The 14,894-nt window shown below is 42.6% G+C and carries 18 protein-coding genes; 11 read left to right on the forward strand and 7 right to left on the reverse strand.

Translation table 11 applies throughout. The features are described 5' to 3' along the window. Positions 1-5: 5 nt before the first annotated feature. The 3 genes from ACIQ0C_RS14950 to ACIQ0C_RS14960 all read left to right on the forward strand — a co-directional run bounded on the left by ACIQ0C_RS14950 (position 6) and on the right by ACIQ0C_RS14960 (position 3,154). Complete coding sequence (locus ACIQ0C_RS14950; RefSeq protein WP_403061272.1) at positions 6-1,094, forward strand: PQQ-dependent sugar dehydrogenase; 1,089 nt, start codon at positions 6-8, stop codon at positions 1,092-1,094. 416 nt (positions 1,095-1,510) lie between these two features. Further along, on the forward strand, positions 1,511-1,930 hold the full coding sequence (locus tag ACIQ0C_RS14955) for a MarR family winged helix-turn-helix transcriptional regulator (protein ID WP_403061275.1): 420 nt from the start codon (positions 1,511-1,513) through the stop codon (positions 1,928-1,930). An 18-nt stretch (positions 1,931-1,948) separates the two neighbouring features. Further along, positions 1,949-3,154, forward strand: a complete 1,206-nt coding sequence (locus tag ACIQ0C_RS14960; protein WP_403061278.1) for an MFS transporter — start codon at positions 1,949-1,951, stop codon at positions 3,152-3,154. Positions 3,155-3,290: 136 nt separating this feature from the next. Here the strand turns inward: ACIQ0C_RS14960 and bshB2 are convergent, their stop codons facing one another. The 3 genes from bshB2 to pdxK form a co-directional block, all read right to left on the reverse strand. Next, the gene (gene bshB2 / locus ACIQ0C_RS14965; protein WP_402835625.1) at positions 3,291-3,971 is read right to left on the reverse strand and encodes a bacillithiol biosynthesis deacetylase BshB2; all 681 of its coding nucleotides are present in this window, start codon (positions 3,969-3,971) and stop codon (positions 3,291-3,293) included. Positions 3,972-4,067: 96 nt separating this feature from the next. Beyond that, positions 4,068-4,415 carry a YojF family protein gene (locus ACIQ0C_RS14970; RefSeq protein WP_403061281.1) on the reverse strand — a complete coding sequence of 116 codons (348 nt, stop codon included), beginning with the start codon at positions 4,413-4,415 and terminating at the stop codon, positions 4,068-4,070. 124 nt (positions 4,416-4,539) lie between these two features. Then, the gene (gene pdxK, locus ACIQ0C_RS14975; protein ID WP_403061284.1) at positions 4,540-5,367 is read right to left on the reverse strand and encodes a pyridoxine/pyridoxal/pyridoxamine kinase; all 828 of its coding nucleotides are present in this window, start codon (positions 5,365-5,367) and stop codon (positions 4,540-4,542) included. Positions 5,368-5,739: 372 nt separating this feature from the next. Here pdxK and mobA point away from each other — a divergent pair, with 372 nt between their 5' ends. Genes mobA through ACIQ0C_RS14995 form a run of 4 tightly spaced genes read left to right on the forward strand, consistent with a single transcriptional unit; the run spans position 5,740 to position 8,100 of the window. Then, the gene (mobA, locus tag ACIQ0C_RS14980; protein WP_403061287.1) at positions 5,740-6,375 is read left to right on the forward strand and encodes a molybdenum cofactor guanylyltransferase; all 636 of its coding nucleotides are present in this window, start codon (positions 5,740-5,742) and stop codon (positions 6,373-6,375) included. Beyond that, the gene (locus ACIQ0C_RS14985) at positions 6,365-6,829 is read left to right on the forward strand and encodes a molybdenum cofactor biosynthesis protein MoaE (protein WP_053536924.1); all 465 of its coding nucleotides are present in this window, start codon (positions 6,365-6,367) and stop codon (positions 6,827-6,829) included. The genes mobA and ACIQ0C_RS14985 overlap by 11 nt, the downstream gene beginning before the upstream one ends. Continuing rightward, positions 6,822-7,055, forward strand: a complete 234-nt coding sequence (gene moaD, locus ACIQ0C_RS14990) for a molybdopterin converting factor subunit 1 (protein ID WP_063234202.1) — start codon at positions 6,822-6,824, stop codon at positions 7,053-7,055. Before ACIQ0C_RS14985 ends, moaD begins: the two co-directional genes overlap by 8 nt. 25 nt (positions 7,056-7,080) lie before the next feature. Continuing rightward, positions 7,081-8,100 carry a MoeB/ThiF family adenylyltransferase gene (locus tag ACIQ0C_RS14995; protein WP_402835634.1) on the forward strand — a complete coding sequence of 340 codons (1,020 nt, stop codon included), beginning with the start codon at positions 7,081-7,083 and terminating at the stop codon, positions 8,098-8,100. Positions 8,101-8,175: 75 nt separating this feature from the next. Here ACIQ0C_RS14995 and ACIQ0C_RS15000 read toward each other — a convergent pair whose 3' ends face one another. Together ACIQ0C_RS15000 and ACIQ0C_RS15005 are read right to left on the reverse strand one after the other, a co-directional pair. Continuing rightward, entirely contained in the window at positions 8,176-8,523 is a 348-nt protein-coding gene (locus ACIQ0C_RS15000) for a YflT domain-containing protein (protein ID WP_053536921.1), read from the reverse strand. Positions 8,524-8,658: 135 nt separating this feature from the next. Further along, entirely contained in the window at positions 8,659-10,092 is a 1,434-nt protein-coding gene (locus ACIQ0C_RS15005; RefSeq protein ID WP_403061290.1) for a phospholipase D family protein, read from the reverse strand. Between the two features lie 155 nt (positions 10,093-10,247). On the opposite strand from ACIQ0C_RS15005, the gene ACIQ0C_RS15010 reads away from it, so the two are divergent. The 3 genes from ACIQ0C_RS15010 to ACIQ0C_RS15020 all read left to right on the forward strand — a co-directional run bounded on the left by ACIQ0C_RS15010 (position 10,248) and on the right by ACIQ0C_RS15020 (position 11,848). After that, positions 10,248-10,928, forward strand: a complete 681-nt coding sequence (locus ACIQ0C_RS15010; RefSeq protein WP_403061293.1) for a uracil-DNA glycosylase — start codon at positions 10,248-10,250, stop codon at positions 10,926-10,928. Positions 10,929-11,198: 270 nt separating this feature from the next. Next, a complete protein-coding gene (locus tag ACIQ0C_RS15015) occupies positions 11,199-11,456 on the forward strand; it encodes a YwdI family protein (RefSeq protein WP_403061296.1) in 258 nt (85 codons plus the stop codon). 23 nt (positions 11,457-11,479) lie between these two features. Beyond that, a complete protein-coding gene (locus ACIQ0C_RS15020; RefSeq protein WP_054398573.1) occupies positions 11,480-11,848 on the forward strand; it encodes a DUF423 domain-containing protein in 369 nt (122 codons plus the stop codon). Positions 11,849-11,957: 109 nt separating this feature from the next. Here the strand turns inward: ACIQ0C_RS15020 and gerQ are convergent, their stop codons facing one another. Continuing rightward, positions 11,958-12,488: a spore coat protein GerQ gene (gene gerQ, locus ACIQ0C_RS15025; protein ID WP_403061298.1), complete on the reverse strand. Its 531-nt coding sequence runs from the start codon at positions 12,486-12,488 to the stop codon at positions 11,958-11,960. A gap of 414 nt (positions 12,489-12,902) precedes the next feature. After that, positions 12,903-13,652 carry a hydrogen peroxide-dependent heme synthase gene (gene hemQ / locus ACIQ0C_RS15030; RefSeq protein ID WP_053536913.1) on the reverse strand — a complete coding sequence of 250 codons (750 nt, stop codon included), beginning with the start codon at positions 13,650-13,652 and terminating at the stop codon, positions 12,903-12,905. A gap of 238 nt (positions 13,653-13,890) precedes the next feature. Here hemQ and pta point away from each other — a divergent pair, with 238 nt between their 5' ends. Then, positions 13,891-14,877 (forward strand): phosphate acetyltransferase, encoded by a 987-nt coding sequence (gene pta, locus ACIQ0C_RS15035; protein ID WP_403061301.1) that lies wholly within the window; start codon positions 13,891-13,893, stop codon positions 14,875-14,877. Positions 14,878-14,894: the final 17 nt, after the last annotated feature.

Consider the following 14,894-nt stretch of genomic DNA (forward strand, 5'->3'; position numbering starts at 1 on the left):
AGACTTTGAAAAAATTGCTCTTATTTTTCCTTATGGCTACATTATTTTTAACTGGTTGCAACATGAATGATGACGAGAGCAAAAACCAGCCGAATCCTGACAAAGAAGTGACGGGCACTTTAGGGGAAGACCCGGATGTGTTGGTAACGAACCTGCAGGCCCCGTGGTCGATTCAGAAGAATGGGGACACAATGTATGTGTCAGAGCGGACAGGAACCATCGTCGAATGGGACAAGAATAAGATGACACGGCAAAAGGTCAACCTTAAAAAGACATTGTCAGCAAAAGCGGAAGCTGGGTTGCTTGGATTTTTACTAGCGCCCGATTTCTCTAAGAGCGGGCAAGCTTTCGCCTATTATACTTATGAAGAGGGCGGGGAATCCATCAATCGCATCGTCGTTTTAGAAAAAAATGATGATAAATGGCAGGAGATGGAGACCTTAATCGACGGAATACCAAGCGGGGACTTCCACCATGGCGGCAGGATCAAGCTTGGACCGGATGATAAGCTATATGCAACAACAGGTGATGCCAGAAAGTCCGAGATCGCACAGGACATAGATTCTTTAGGCGGGAAAATTCTGCGCTTGAACCTGGATGGCACCATTCCGAAAGATAATCCTTTCGGGAATTCGTACGTCTATTCATACGGTCACCGTAATCCACAAGGTCTGGCTTGGGATGAAGCAGGACAGTTGTATGAAAGTGAGCACGGAGATTCGGCTCACGATGAATTAAATAAAATTGACCCGGGTAAGAACTATGGCTGGCCAGAGATACAGGGCGATGAGCAAAAACCTGATATGGTAAAACCATTGATTCATTCCGGTGAAAATACATGGGCTCCTTCAGGCATGGCCTATTTTGACGGAAAGCTCTATTTTGCAGCTTTAAGGGGCGAAGCGCTTAAGAGTTATGATGTAAAGAGCGGAAACCTGACTAATATCATCACGGGCTCAGGAAGGATACGTGATGTATTCGTTGATGAAGAATCCCTTTATTTCATAAGCAACAATACGGACGGCCGAGGAAATCCTGATGAAAAGGATGATAAGCTATATCGTTTGCCGCTATCTCGGTTAAATATGCCTTGATGTTATCAATGAGAAGAAAAGAAGCATATATTCGGAAACCTCGCTAATAGCGGGGTTTACTTTTTGTGTTTGGCCCCAAACTCACGAGAATAATCGTGAAACTCACGAGTAAAAGTGTGAAACTCACGAGTAAAAGTGTGAAACTCACGAGTAAAAGCGCGAAACTCACGAGTAAAAGCGTGAAACTCACGAGTAAAAGTGTGAAACTCACGAGTAACGCCCAAATTCACGAGTATTTGCTCGAAACTCACATGAAAAGCTTGAATCTCCTGAAAGGGGGAGTTTTTTGTCCCGGAAGTGATGGAGAAGCTGAGGATACAGTGTGCATACGACTTTTTTCGTTATCTTGAGGGCTAGACTTTTTTAATGAATAGGTGTATAGTTACCTAGGTAACTACTTTACAGGAGGAATATCTTTGTCCTTTCAAAATGGTTTTTTTCATCATAACTTACAATTTTCAAGGTCTTTTACGAAAAAGTTAAATGAACAATTGGCCAAGGTTGATCTTTATCATTCCCAATGGTCGATTGTATATTATCTGAGTCAGTTTGGCTGTTCTACGCTTGTTGAAATAAGCACTTATTTAGATGTGGAGAAACCGACGGTAACAAGGACGGTAAACCGGTTGGAAGAACTTGAGTTGATTGAACAAGTCCCAGGAAAAGATAAACGGGAACGGAGAATACAGTTAACGGAGTCAGGTTTAAGGACTTATCATGAGGCCAAAAAGGTAGTTGAAGAATTTGAACTTCAATTAATGAGCGGTTTGGCTGAAGAAGACCGGGAGGCAACATTGCGAACGTTGATTTTCCTAAAGGAAAAATTAAAACAATAGTAAGGAAGAAGGATTGAAATGAATCACAAACCGAAATTGTGGACGAAAGACTTTCTGATTGTTTCGTCTGCGAACTTTTTTCTATTTTTAACTTTTTATGTCTTGATGGTGACATTGACCATTTATACGATGGATAATTTTCATGCGTCGCAAGCAGAAGCAGGGCTTGCTTCAAGTATTTTTGTTCTGGGGGCTGTTCTTGTCAGACCGATTGCAGGGAAAAAAATTGACAAGGTCGGCCGCAGAAAGATGTTGCTTGGCTCGTTGGTTCTATTCCTGATTGCATCCATTGGCTATTTCTTGGTGAATAGTTTATCCCTCTTATTGATCGATCGGCTTATTCACGGTTTTGCGTTTGGCCTTGCCACTACGGCAACTGGAACGATTGCTGCAGATATCATTCCGAATGAAAGACGCGGGGAAGGTACAGGTTACTTTGCCATGAGCACAAACTTGGCAATGGCATTCGGTCCGTTCATTGGATTGCTGATAACACAGCATTTCAGTTATTCCATCATTTTCTATGCTGCCTCCTTATTTGCCGCATTTTCTTTAGTTGCATCATTATTCATGAATGTGCCTGAAGGGGAAAAGGGCGGATCTTCACCACAAAAAGGATTTAAGATCAGCGATTACTTTGAAAAAAGGGCACTGCCCATTTCCATTTTTATCGGATTTGCCGGATTTACCTATTCGAGCATCTTGTCCTATTTAACGTCTTTTGCAAAGGAAATGGATTTAATGGATGCGGCAAGCTTTTTCTTTGTCGTTTTTGCTGTTTTCCTTTTGGCATCCCGTCCGTTTACAGGTCGGATGTTTGATGTGAAGGGGGAAAATGCAGTTATTTACCCATCGCTCTTACTATTTGCCGTCGGTATGGTCATCCTGAGTCAATCCCATCATGGTATCACGCTTCTGATTGCCGGCGCCTTGATCGGAGTGGGGTACGGTACATTCCAATCAAGCTGTCAAGCGATTTCCATCAAGGAAGCCCCACCAAATCGGATGGGATTAGCTACATCCACCTTTTATACAATGTATGACTTCGGTATTGGTGTTGGCCCATTCCTATTGGGATTCCTTATTCCATTTACAGGGTTCAAAGGGTTATTCATGGGAATGTCGATCTTGGCATTCGTGCTTATTGGCATTTATTTCTTGGCACATGGAAAAAGGGCCTCGGCAAGAACGAAAATGCAGCATGAGGAACGCTTGTCTGCCTAACTTTTTTAAATATGATTGTATAAAATGAAGAATTTTGGGGATGCTTATATTATGATTGATTTTCCAAAGTATCCCCCTTTTCTCCGCCTGTAATCCACAGGCGTTTTTTTTATGCCATAAACAAAAGAAAACCGCCTTATTGGCGGTTTTCTTGAAATTTATAGGTCCATAATCTTTCTTTGCGGATCCAGTCTAGAAAATCTGCATCCTGGTTTTCGAATTTCTCTTTCCAATCGATCACCATTGCCTGCGTTTGCGAACGGTGGGCAGTGAATGCAGCTACCTTTTTTTCTTCGACGGCAGAGATATCATGAATGATGTCAGGCTGTCCCAATTCGTCAATGCAGTTATTCGAGAAGGCGACACAATGAAGTTTAGGTCTCTCTTTCTCTTCCATTCTTTCCACGGCCCGAACTACAGCCCGTGCTGTCGCTTCATGGTCTGGATGGACACTGTATCCTGGGTAAAACGTAATGATCAATGAAGGATTCAATTCATTGATGGCATCGGTAAATAATGAAGTCAGCTTTTCATCATCTTCGAATTCAATTGTCTTATCACGCAATCCAAGCATGCGTAAATCTTGGATGCCAATCGCATTTGCTGCATCGATTAATTCCTTTTTCCGAATTTTAGGGAGCGATTCCCTTGTTGCGAATGGAGGGTTTCCTAAATTACGTCCCATTTCTCCTAAAGTTAAGCATAAATAGGTGACAGGAGTGCCCGCTTCTCTATGAAGGGCAAGCGTTCCGGAGACCGAGAAGGCTTCATCATCGGGATGTGGGAATATAACTAATACATGGCGTTCTTTTTCCAAGGTATATTTCTCCTTCCGTTCTACTTACAGTGAGTATGTTATCGGTGAATGGGAGTTATCATCGGAATTATATGATATATATCAAGAAAGTTGTCATCATTCAAAGGGAGTGGGACTGAGCTGCATGGAGACAGCAAGCTTTCCGGAAAAATCAAGGCCTGCCAATAGCAACCTCCCCTGTTCATCGATTTCGAAATGGTTAACGCCTTCTGCATATACCCAGCCAATATTGAGCTTCAAGCCGACGCGGTAGGGTCCATCCCCAACTATCTTGCCATGTTCATACTGTATAAAAGCGTTACGAATATAAGCACCTGCCGAAAAGAAAGCTTCATCTACATGAGTGGCATAGGCACCATTTGTCGTTTCAAGGTGAAGATATACATCTTGTCCGGCGAAAGAATCAATGGCATTTTGCACCTCTGTACGGTCTATTGGTTTCATTCGATAATTTCCTCCTTAACTGGGCGGCTAGATAAGCTTTTCCTTCTTTCTATTTTACTAAATAAAAACAAAAAAAGCGAAAAAGGCCGCTCGATGAATTTGAGCGGCCTTTAAACTTGATGTTTTATTTTTGTGTTTCTTCAGCAATTCCATATTTATGGTATGCACCATGATTGACCGGACCGACATAGTCATTCATCTTCCAAGAATGGCGAACCGCCTCGGTGATGAAGTCTTTAGAAATGAGGATAGCCTCACGAGGGCTTTTCCCTTCAGCCAGCTGAGCTGCGATGGCTGCAGAAGATGAACAGCCGGCACCATGTGTATTGGTCGTTTCGATTTTTTCCGATTCAAGGATTTCAAATTCTTGTCCATCAAATAAAAGGTCTATGGCTTTATCATGATCCAGCTTATTACCGCCTTTGATCAAGACATATTTTGCACCAAGCGCATGAATCTTTTCAGCTGCAGCCCTCATATCATCAATCGTCTTGATAGGCGCAGTTCCCGCTAACTGAGCGGCCTCGAACAGGTTAGGCGTGACTACAGTTGCACGTGGAACAAGCAATTCGCGCAGAGCTACAGCCGTTTCAGGGTGCAATACTTCATCTTCGCCTTTACATACCATAACTGGATCGATTACGACTTTGTCCAGCTTCAACTCATCTATTTTACGGGCAACAAGTTCAATGATTTCCACTGATCCAAGCATTCCCGTTTTCATGGCATCAATGCCGATTGATAGAATCGTTTCGATTTGGGCTTCCAAAACTTCGACCGGTGTAGGGAATACATTATGGGCCCAGCCATTCTTCGGATCCATCGTCACGATTGTGGTTAAAGCGGACATGCCGTAAACGCCGAATTCTTGGAATGTCTTTAAATCTGCTTGAAGTCCCGCGCCGCCGCTCGAATCAGATCCGGCAACTGTCATAGCTCTTTTCATAGTCATTATGTGACCTCCTCAGGAGAATTAGATATCGATATTATCAGCATACCAGTTAATATCCTATTTTTAGAATATACCAAAATTTCTTTTATGTAAAACTTAGTTTTCAGCCTAATATGAGTGTCTTGGAGAAGGAAGTGCAATCGCCTCGCATAAGTCATTTTTCGGACCTCGAATTAAGGGAATTGAATGGATGGGCAGCCAGCATTTTTAGCCTCGGATCCCACTTCCACCTTTTGGTAGGAAAAGCGAAGTTTGTGGAAGTGTCATTATTTTCAAAGTTGATTTAAAATATTTAATATAGTGGAGACACACATTTAGTATAGCTTTACCGTTCGATCCTGGATTAAACCCAAAAAAGGGAGGTTGATTCTTATGGAATGGACAATGTTGCTTTTAGCTGGTGGGAAATCAAGCCGTATGGGAGTGAATAAGGCACTTTTGACCATAGGCGGCGTTGTGAACATTTCAAGAGTGGCATCCGAATTGAAAAAGGTGTCAGAAAACATTATGGTCATTACGAATACATTTGAAGAATATCATTTTCTGCAACTTCCGCTAATTCAGGATTTACATAAAGATCAAGGACCTCTTGGCGGATTGCATGCAGGGTTGACCTCATCGAAAACGGAGCTTCAGTTCCTTGCGGCGTGTGATATGCCGTTTGTGAGTGCAGATGCCATAAAGGATATCATTTCCCATTATGAACCTGGATTCGATGCTGTCATTCCAGAAATAAATGGCAGGCTCCAGCCGCTTTTTGCTGTTTACCATAAAAGGTGTCTTCCTGTACTGACGGAGTGTTTATTAAAACATGAAGTAAAAATGAGTCTATTCTTGGAAAAGATTTCAGTGAAAATCATGAAAGAAACCGACTTTAAGTTATATCGCGAGAATCCTGAACATTTTCACTACATTTTTTTCAATATGAATACGAAGGAAGATTATCAAGAGGCAGGTTATATTGATCAAACTGAATTAAATATAAAGGATGGTAGACATGAATTATAATATTTCAAAAGAACCGATTGTCATCCAGGAAGTGATTGATAAAGTAGTCAGTCGAAATGCAGGTGCCGTCACGACCTTTATTGGTACAGTGAGGGAAATGACGAAAGGAAAAAAGACTCTCTTCTTAATTTACGAAGCGTATGTACCGATGGCCATCAAGAAATTGGAGCAAATCGGATCTGAGATCAAGGAGCGTTGGCCTGATGCAGAAACGGCGATCACCCATCGTGTAGGTAAACTTGAAATCACGGATATCGCAGTGGTTATTGCCGTTAGTACGCCACATCGAAATGATGCATATGAGGCGAACAGGTATGCGATTGAAAGAATTAAAGAAATCGTTCCGATTTGGAAAAAAGAACACTGGGAAGATGGGGAGACATGGGTAGGAAACCAGTTGGAAACCGTTCCATATCCATCAGGGAAACCGGAAGAGGGGGATATTGATGATTAATGTACTTTTATTTGCCCAACTGAAAGATGAGCTAGGCAAAGAGACTCTTTCTATAGAAGGAAATGGAATGAGTGTTGCCCAGCTAAAAGGAAAGATGAAGGTGGATTTTCAATTGGAGGGTCTTGAAACCGTGATGACAGCGGTCAATGAAGAATTTGCCGATGATGACACGATTTTATCTGATGGAGATACAGTTGCATTCATTCCGCCAGTAAGTGGTGGCTAAAAGCGTCCGGAAGGGAGGGTTCACGGTGAAAGAGCGATATTCAAGGCAGACTTTATTCGCCCCCGTTGGTGAAGGGGGACAATTGAAGATTATGAAGAAGCATGTCTTGCTACTTGGTGCAGGGGCTTTGGGATCTGCTAATGCCGAGGCCCTTACTCGTGCAGGAGTAGGGAAGCTTACCATTGTCGACAGGGATTATGTCGAGACCAGTAATTTACAGCGCCAGCAAATGTATACGGAACGGGATGTCGCGGAGAAACTGCCAAAAGCAGAAGCGGCAAAGCGTCATTTATTTGATATCAACCATGAAGTTGAAGTGAATGCCATCATCATGGACGCAACTGCCCAGAACCTCGAACAGCTGGTTGGTGATGTTGATTTGATATTGGATGCAACCGATAATTTTGAGACACGGATGATTATTAATGATTTATCACAAAAGCTTCATATACCGTGGATTTATGGGGCATGTGTTGGGAGCGTAGGGATGACTTTGACGATCCTTCCCGGGCAGACTCCATGTTTGCACTGTTTGCTTAAAGCGATTCCGATTCAAGGAATGACCTGTGACACAGGAGGGATCATATCACCAGCTGTAACGATGGTAGTGGCACACCAAACTGCCGAAGCTTTGAAAATCCTTGTTGAAGATTGGGAATCGGTACGGCCTGCACTTGTTTCTTTTGATCTGTGGAGAAATCAATACCAAACCGTTAAATTGACAAAAGCGAAAAAGAAAGATTGTCTCTCATGCGGAGAGCAGAGGACATACCCCTTTTTAACAATGGAAAATGCAACGAAAACGGCTGTTCTTTGCGGGAGGGATACTGTACAGGTAAGACCGCCAAAACCTTTGGAACTGCAACTCGAGAAATTAGCCAAAGATCTGGACGGCAGCGGTTATTTGGTGAAATTCAATCCATTTCTTCTTTCCTGTGAAAAAGCTGGGGAACGTATCGTCATTTTCAAGGATGGCCGGGCGTTGATTCACGGTACGAAGGACATGGTCCATGCAAAGGCCGCGTACCAAAGCATCCTGGGATAATGATTATAAAAAACGAGGCAGCCGGTTAAGGAGCCTCGTTTTTTATGAATCCATATAGGGTAATGGTATCGGGTTTTAGTGTGTAACCCCGTCTTTATTATCTTGTTTGGAAGCAACGATGACTACTTTTCCTTCGTCAAGCACTTCCTCGTAACGTTCTGCCTCCATATCACTAAGGCCAAGGTTGCTCATTCGATTACGAAGTTCATCTCCGCGTGATTTAAAGAGATTTCCGACGGTATCAAGGAAACCTTGTTCCTTCATGCCTACACCTTCTGTATTTGTATTCTCGGTAAGGTGTTTAGAACGGGTTTTATCATGGGCAAACAAATATACATCGTCTTTCGTATAACCTGATGTAACTAATTCATCGATTTTTTCCTTTGCTTGTAAACCGTTTTCCACTACATGTACTTGATACATATAAACTCCTCCTTGAATTTTATTAAGATTCTCTTGAATATAGGTAAATGGAATCTTGCTTATTACAGTTATTTGTTGGCTATAGTATTATATAACCTCATTTGGGCTCTGATAAACATTTATATCGAAGAATATTTAGTAAGTGGTGAAGCGGAATACCTTCTGTATGCGGTAGGTCAAGTATTTGAAGACAGGCAGTTTCTTTTGGTATTCACTGTAATCCACCGTGTATGTTCCGTTTTGATTTGTCCAGAGTCTATGGAAGTAGCTATCGACATCCTTGGAAACGTCCGCATCATTTGGAGCATGGATTTCAACATTCGCTTCAAGATTATAGTCATCTAGATTACGTGAAGTATAATTAGCCGATCCTCCAAGAATAACGGTTTCATTAGCCCTTTGGATCATCATCAATTTTGTATGGAACTGTTCTTTATCTGTTTTGTACCAGCGGATCGAGATGTTTTCATCCCCCAGTTTTTCGAATTCGGCGGCAACCGGAAGATTGGGCAGCCCGATTTTTTCACTTCCGAATGCGTTTTGATTCGGATCCAATATCATTTCAATCTTCACACCCCGTTTAGCTGCATCCGTTAATGCCTCGACAACCTCGCGATCGGCAATGTAGAACATGGCAAGATGGATCTTGTCCCCATTTTCAGCATCCTTAATTGCCGTTAGGACATGTTTATTGATTTTTCCTTCCGTTAGCAGTTGTACCGATATCGGTCCTTTATCTGCTGATGTCTCCTTGAACTCAGGAAATGGCTTTGGTCCTCCCGAGAATTTCGAAGCGGCTTCTTCGGCTTTAACAAAATCGCCGATGATATTCCCGTCCATCTGGAAAGCAATATTGGAATGGAATCCACTTGCGTCATGAGGATTGGCGGATGAGATGATGGCCGTTTTTTCAGTCGCGACCACTTTTCTGTGATTGGCTTTGATATTCATCAGTCTAAGATAGGAACGCAAGGTGACCTTTGGTGCGCTTTTAGCCATTGGATTGACAATCCAGCCTTTCCCGCTTTCACCGAACCATTGGAAAAAGGTCCGATACACACCTGAATAGAGAGGATTCGGATCCCGGAGGCGGTCTAAGTTGGTAACAATGACATCAATTCCATTTTTCTTCATCGTTTCCAATGCCTCTAACTGGTAGGCATTATAGGAAGTATTCACTTCATCAGTAATGAATATAACCTGGAGGTCAGGTTTCTTTTTCTTCTGTTCAACCAGATTATCCTTCAGTGTCTCGGTTAATTTCGGGAAGTTTATCTTTTCATCATAAAAAGCATTAAACAAAAACATATCGATTACGATATAAGAATCAGCCTCCTCTATGGCTTGATTTATGGTTTGGAAAATTCGCTGCTCATGTTGCAGATTCCCTTGTTCATCGTGATAGGATAGATCATAGATGAAATCGATATCCTCGACATGATGAACCTTCCCTTCATAAGAAATGCCATCGGGGAGTGGCTTGTAGCTGTTATAGGCAATGACGATTGCAAGGACGATCAAAATGCTGACAAGCAGATAAAATCGTTTTCTTTTGTACCATTTTTTCATAGGGAAGCCTCCAACATGGTTAAATTGCTTGCTAACTTTCTATTTTCCCACTTTTAGGGTATATGGAAACATAAATCGTAATCTATGGAAAAAGGCAAGGCTATGAAGTTTGATATAATATAGTAGTTTCAAAAAGTGGAAAGGGGCTGTGGCAGATGGCAAAGCAGTTTTTAACAAATGATTGGTGGCCTCTATTGAAAGAGGAATTCAATAAAGAATATTACCAGGAGCTATGGGGATTTATAAAGCAAGAGTACAGTCAGCAAGTCATTCATCCGGATCAGGACGATATTTTCAATGCGCTTCACTATACTCCTTTTGAAGATGTAAAGGTCGTCATCCTTGGACAGGACCCTTACCATGGCCAGGGTCAGGCGCATGGCCTTAGTTTTTCAGTTAAGCCGGAGGTTCGCATCCCACCTTCTTTAAGAAATATCTTTAAAGAGTTACACACTGATCTTGGCTATGAGGTTCCGGATAATGGTTACCTGGCCGAATGGGCAAAACAGGGAGTGCTTCTATTGAATACCGTCTTGACTGTCCGTGAGGGAGAGGCGCACTCACACCGCGGAAAAGGGTGGGAAATCTTTACGAATCAAGTTATTCGCCTATTGAATGACCGTCCGAAACCGGTTGTATTCATCCTGTGGGGGAAACCAGCTCAAACCAAAATGCCTTTGATTGATGAAACCCGCCATAAAATCATTAAGTCCGTACATCCGAGTCCGCTGTCGGCTTCCCGTGGTTTCTTTGGCACCAGACCTTTTTCCAAAACAAATCAATTGCTGATGGAAATGGGGGAATCCCCAATTGATTGGAAAATCCCGAACCGATGATATCGGCAAGAAAACGAAACGGGTGAATTGTAGGGCGTGCCGCCATTTCTATATAACTTGGGATCCCAGTTTTCCAAAGGGCTGCCGTGCTTTTCAATTCAAAACATCAAACCAGCCTTCTCTTGATGTTTTCCATTCTTCAGGACAGCCATGCTTGAAATTTCAAGACAAGCCAATGAAAAGGTAGGAAATATGCAAGGTGTATTCTTCTCCGATTTTTGCTATGCTAGTTATGATAGTTTTGACCTGTATATAGACGAGGTGGTAAAGTTGGATATTTCATCAAGACAAATGTTAGATAAAATCGAAGAGCTTGCTATAAAAGCGAAACAGGCAAATTCAGAGGATAAGGTGCAGGGGTATGTAATTGCCATTAAGTCCCTTTGTGAAGTGATGGTTGATGAAAAAGCTGCGAACATCAGCATACCGAAGCCAATCACATTGACCCAGCCCGTCATGTCGGCTACACCGAATGTAGAGCCGGTTAAAATGGATGAGGCCAATGGGGAGTCCTTGTTCGATTTTTAAGTTAGGGAAGGGGAGCGAAATCATTGAAACTGTTCATCATTTTAGGTGCATTGAATGGGTTTATAGCTGTGGCACTAGGTGCATTCGGTGCACACGGACTGGAAGGGAAAATTCCTGATAAATATTTGGAAACTTGGCAAACCGCTGTTCAATATCAAATGTTCCATGCGGTGGGTTTATTGGTACTCGGTTTATTGGCTGGGAAAATTTCTAGTCCGCTGATCAACTGGTCCGGCTGGCTTATGCTAATAGGAATTATCCTGTTTTCCGGAAGCCTATTCGTTCTAAGCGTTACGCAAATCAAAGTCCTTGGTGCCATCACACCGCTTGGCGGGGTTTCATTCTTGGTCGCTTGGGTCTTAATGATCATTGCTGCATATAAATACTTGTAATGGAATTAGCTGATTTTCTTAGATCAGCCTTTTTTGGAAAAAGTCATTCCAATATAAAAAGAGCCTCAGAATCAAATAGATTCTGAGGCTCTTCTTTAGTGGATTTTCTTCACCTTGGCGAATAGGTGGCAAGCCCAGCGCCTCCAAATGGATATTCATATTCGATTTCTTCATCAAACGTTATATAATCTAAGTATACCATCGGGATTAAGTATCGTTTTCCCGTTTGAGGGTCGCTTATGATTAAATGATCGCGTCCTGCAGCCTCAATGATTCCTTTGAAGATCTTGGCATTCCATTCCTTGTTGTTTTCAAACGTTGTATAAACAGTGACCAATTTCCCTTTATTCAAACGCAAGATGTTCTCGATGTATGATTGTTCGACCGGAAGCATGCCAGGTATCTGCGGTCCGGAAGGGGGTTGCCCCATCGTCATCGGCATTTGTTGTGGCGTGCCTGCCATAGTGGGCTGTTGTGGCTGGTATGGTGGTTGTTGGAATCCTTGCTGCGGGAATCCTTGCTGCGGGAATCCTTGCTGCTGGTTAGGATTCTGCTGCCTTAGTTCAGGCTCATTATTTTCATAGGGGTAATAAGGGCTTCCTCCGTACGGGTAATTACCATAAGGATTATTTTGTGACATTGCATTCCCTCCTGAATTCAAGGTTTAGTTGATGCTGTGGAATTTGGACAATCCGAGAGTATGGACTGGGAGAAACAGTGCGATTTATAGCGACCGGTAGTATTGTATATGTTTTCTGGACAATCCCCGGGTGGCTTAAAAAACCACAATGAATGTTAAGCGATACATAACGGCTGCCGTTCATGATATAAGCCATATCCTCTTGCCGGCTAATGAATAGAAGTAACGTTCCTTCACCTCGCTGGAGTCAGGACTTGCCTTGATCGATTTTCCTGAAGCTGAATGGGACTGTGAAAAAATAAATTCATCACTATTGAAAATGTATGGGATGAGGATTGGAATTATTCCACAGCAGGGGAAAATAAAAAGGAGCGGACGCAAAAAAAGCTTCCGGAAAACCGGAAGCCCACAGCCTTATACGTATAGGAATGAAGATACATTTTCTTCAGGCAGGATATTGCCTACAAAGAAAGAACCAAATGCAGCGTAACGTGCACTCACTTCATCAAAACGCATTTCATAGATTAATTTTTTAAATTGAAGGACATCATCTGCGAATAGAGTCACGCCCCATTCATAATCGTCAAAACCGACAGAACCCGAAATGATTTGTTTTACTTTACCGGCATAACTGCGGCCAATCAAGCCGTGGGAACGCATTAAGCCTTTGCGCTCTTCCATGGAAAGCATATACCAGTTATCATCGCCATCACGACGCTTGTCCATTGGATAGAAGCATACATGTTTCGCTTTTGGTAGTATCGGATAAAGTCTGGAACGAACATGGGGGTTCTGATAAGGATCCTCACCATCTCCGCCAGCTAAGTAATTGCTTAATTCCACGACGGAAACGTATGAATAAGCGGGAATTGTATATTCGGCAAGCTTCGTTTTGTTGAATTCGTTTTCGATTGCATTCAATTCTTCCATGGTTGGGCGGGCAAACATAAGCATGAAGTCCGCTTTCTGACCAACGATGGAATATAGGGCATGGCTGCCTTCATTGTCGCTTTGTGTCATATTCCATTTATCCAGTAAACCTTGGAATTCTGAGATGGCCAATTGGCGTTCGTCACTTGATAACGTTTTCCAAGAAGCCCAGTCGATCAGACGGAAATCATGTAAACAATACCAGCCGTCCAGTGTTTGTGCTGCTTCACTCATTACGATCACTCCTAAGTCTTATTATAACTTTAATATAACATAGTTTCAGTATAAGGAAATTTATATCAACCCGCAAACACCATCACTGTTTTTCGGTGTTTCTGCATTTTTCAAATTTGCGGATGGCTGGAATTTACCTGGCTGCTGGAGTATTCTTAAAAGAAGACGACAATGGATTTTAACGGATGGTTAAATATAGAAAAAATGGGGGAAACGTATCTAAAAGGAGGAAGAGCCAGTGAGCGATTTATTTGAAATATTGGAATCGAAAATTATGGGGCATAATTTAAAGATCGTTTTTCCAGAAGGGTTGGATGAACGGATTTTGGGAGCGGCAGGCAGGCTTGCCAAGGCTAAACTGGTGACACCGGTATTGATCGGGGATATCGGGTTGATTCAAGAGAAGGCAAAAGATCTAAAAATCTCCCTTGATGCAATCGAAATATATGATCCGAAGAATTATATCAAGATGGATGAAATGGTTGAAGCCTTCGTGAAGGTCCGTGATGGTAAAGCGACCGATATACAAGCACGTGAAATCTTAATGGATGAGAACTATTTTGGAACCATGCTCGTCCATATGAAACTGGCACATGGAATGGTTAGTGGCGCAACGCATTCGACTGCCGATACGGTTCGTCCAGCCTTAAAGATCATTAAAACAAAACCAGGCGTCCAAAAAACCTCGGGAGTGTTCATCATGGTCCGGGATGAAGAAAAATATGTATTCGCGGATTGTGCGATCAATATAAACCCCGATTTCCAGGACCTGGCTGAAATTGCTATAGAAAGTGCGAAGACTGCACAAATGTTCGATATCGAACCGCGTGTGGCGATGCTGAGCTTTTCGACAAAGGGATCGGCAACATCCCCCGAGACCTTAAAAGTGGTTGATGCCGTCGATTTGGCAAAAGAAATGGACCCTGAAGTCATTCTTGATGGGGAATTTCAGTTTGACGCGGCCTTCGTTCCTTCGGTAGCAAGGAAAAAAGCACCGGATTCCCTTATTCAGGGGGATGCAAATGTTTTTATTTTCCCAAGTCTCGAAGCAGGGAACATTAGCTATAAGATGGTCCAGCGCTTGGGTGGCTTCGAAGCGGTCGGCCCGATCCTTCAGGGGCTGAATCGTCCGGTGAATGACCTTTCGAGGGGATGCAGTGAAGAGGATGTATATAAACTGGCTGTCATTACAGCGGCACAGGGATTTGTGGCGCAGTATCAATAGGCAGCTTGAGGATTAAA

This window comes from Peribacillus sp. NPDC096448 (assembly GCF_044762675.1).
GTDB lineage: Bacteria > Bacillota > Bacilli > Bacillales > DSM-1321 > Peribacillus > Peribacillus frigoritolerans_B.

Bases quoted from the DNA above. Each gene is read 5' to 3' on its own strand.
- ACIQ0C_RS15005 (WP_403061290.1), bottom strand. From the start codon at position 10,092: ATGAAAAAATGGTACAAAAGAAAACGATTTTATCTGCTTGTCAGCATT.
- ACIQ0C_RS14970 (WP_403061281.1), bottom strand. From the start codon at position 4,415: ATGAAACCAATAGACCGTACAGAGGTGCAAAATGCCATTGATTCTTTC.
- ACIQ0C_RS14985 (WP_053536924.1), top strand. From the start codon at position 6,365: ATGAATTATAATATTTCAAAAGAACCGATTGTCATCCAGGAAGTGATT.
- gerQ (WP_403061298.1), bottom strand. From the start codon at position 12,488: ATGTCACAAAATAATCCTTATGGTAATTACCCGTACGGAGGAAGCCCT.
- mobA (WP_403061287.1), top strand. From the start codon at position 5,740: ATGGAATGGACAATGTTGCTTTTAGCTGGTGGGAAATCAAGCCGTATG.
- pdxK (WP_403061284.1), bottom strand. From the start codon at position 5,367: ATGACTATGAAAAGAGCTATGACAGTTGCCGGATCTGATTCGAGCGGC.
- moaD (WP_063234202.1), top strand. From the start codon at position 6,822: ATGATTAATGTACTTTTATTTGCCCAACTGAAAGATGAGCTAGGCAAA.
- hemQ (WP_053536913.1), bottom strand. From the start codon at position 13,652: ATGAGTGAAGCAGCACAAACACTGGACGGCTGGTATTGTTTACATGAT.
- ACIQ0C_RS15010 (WP_403061293.1), top strand. From the start codon at position 10,248: ATGGCAAAGCAGTTTTTAACAAATGATTGGTGGCCTCTATTGAAAGAG.
- ACIQ0C_RS15000 (WP_053536921.1), bottom strand. From the start codon at position 8,523: ATGTATCAAGTACATGTAGTGGAAAACGGTTTACAAGCAAAGGAAAAA.
- ACIQ0C_RS14960 (WP_403061278.1), top strand. From the start codon at position 1,949: ATGAATCACAAACCGAAATTGTGGACGAAAGACTTTCTGATTGTTTCG.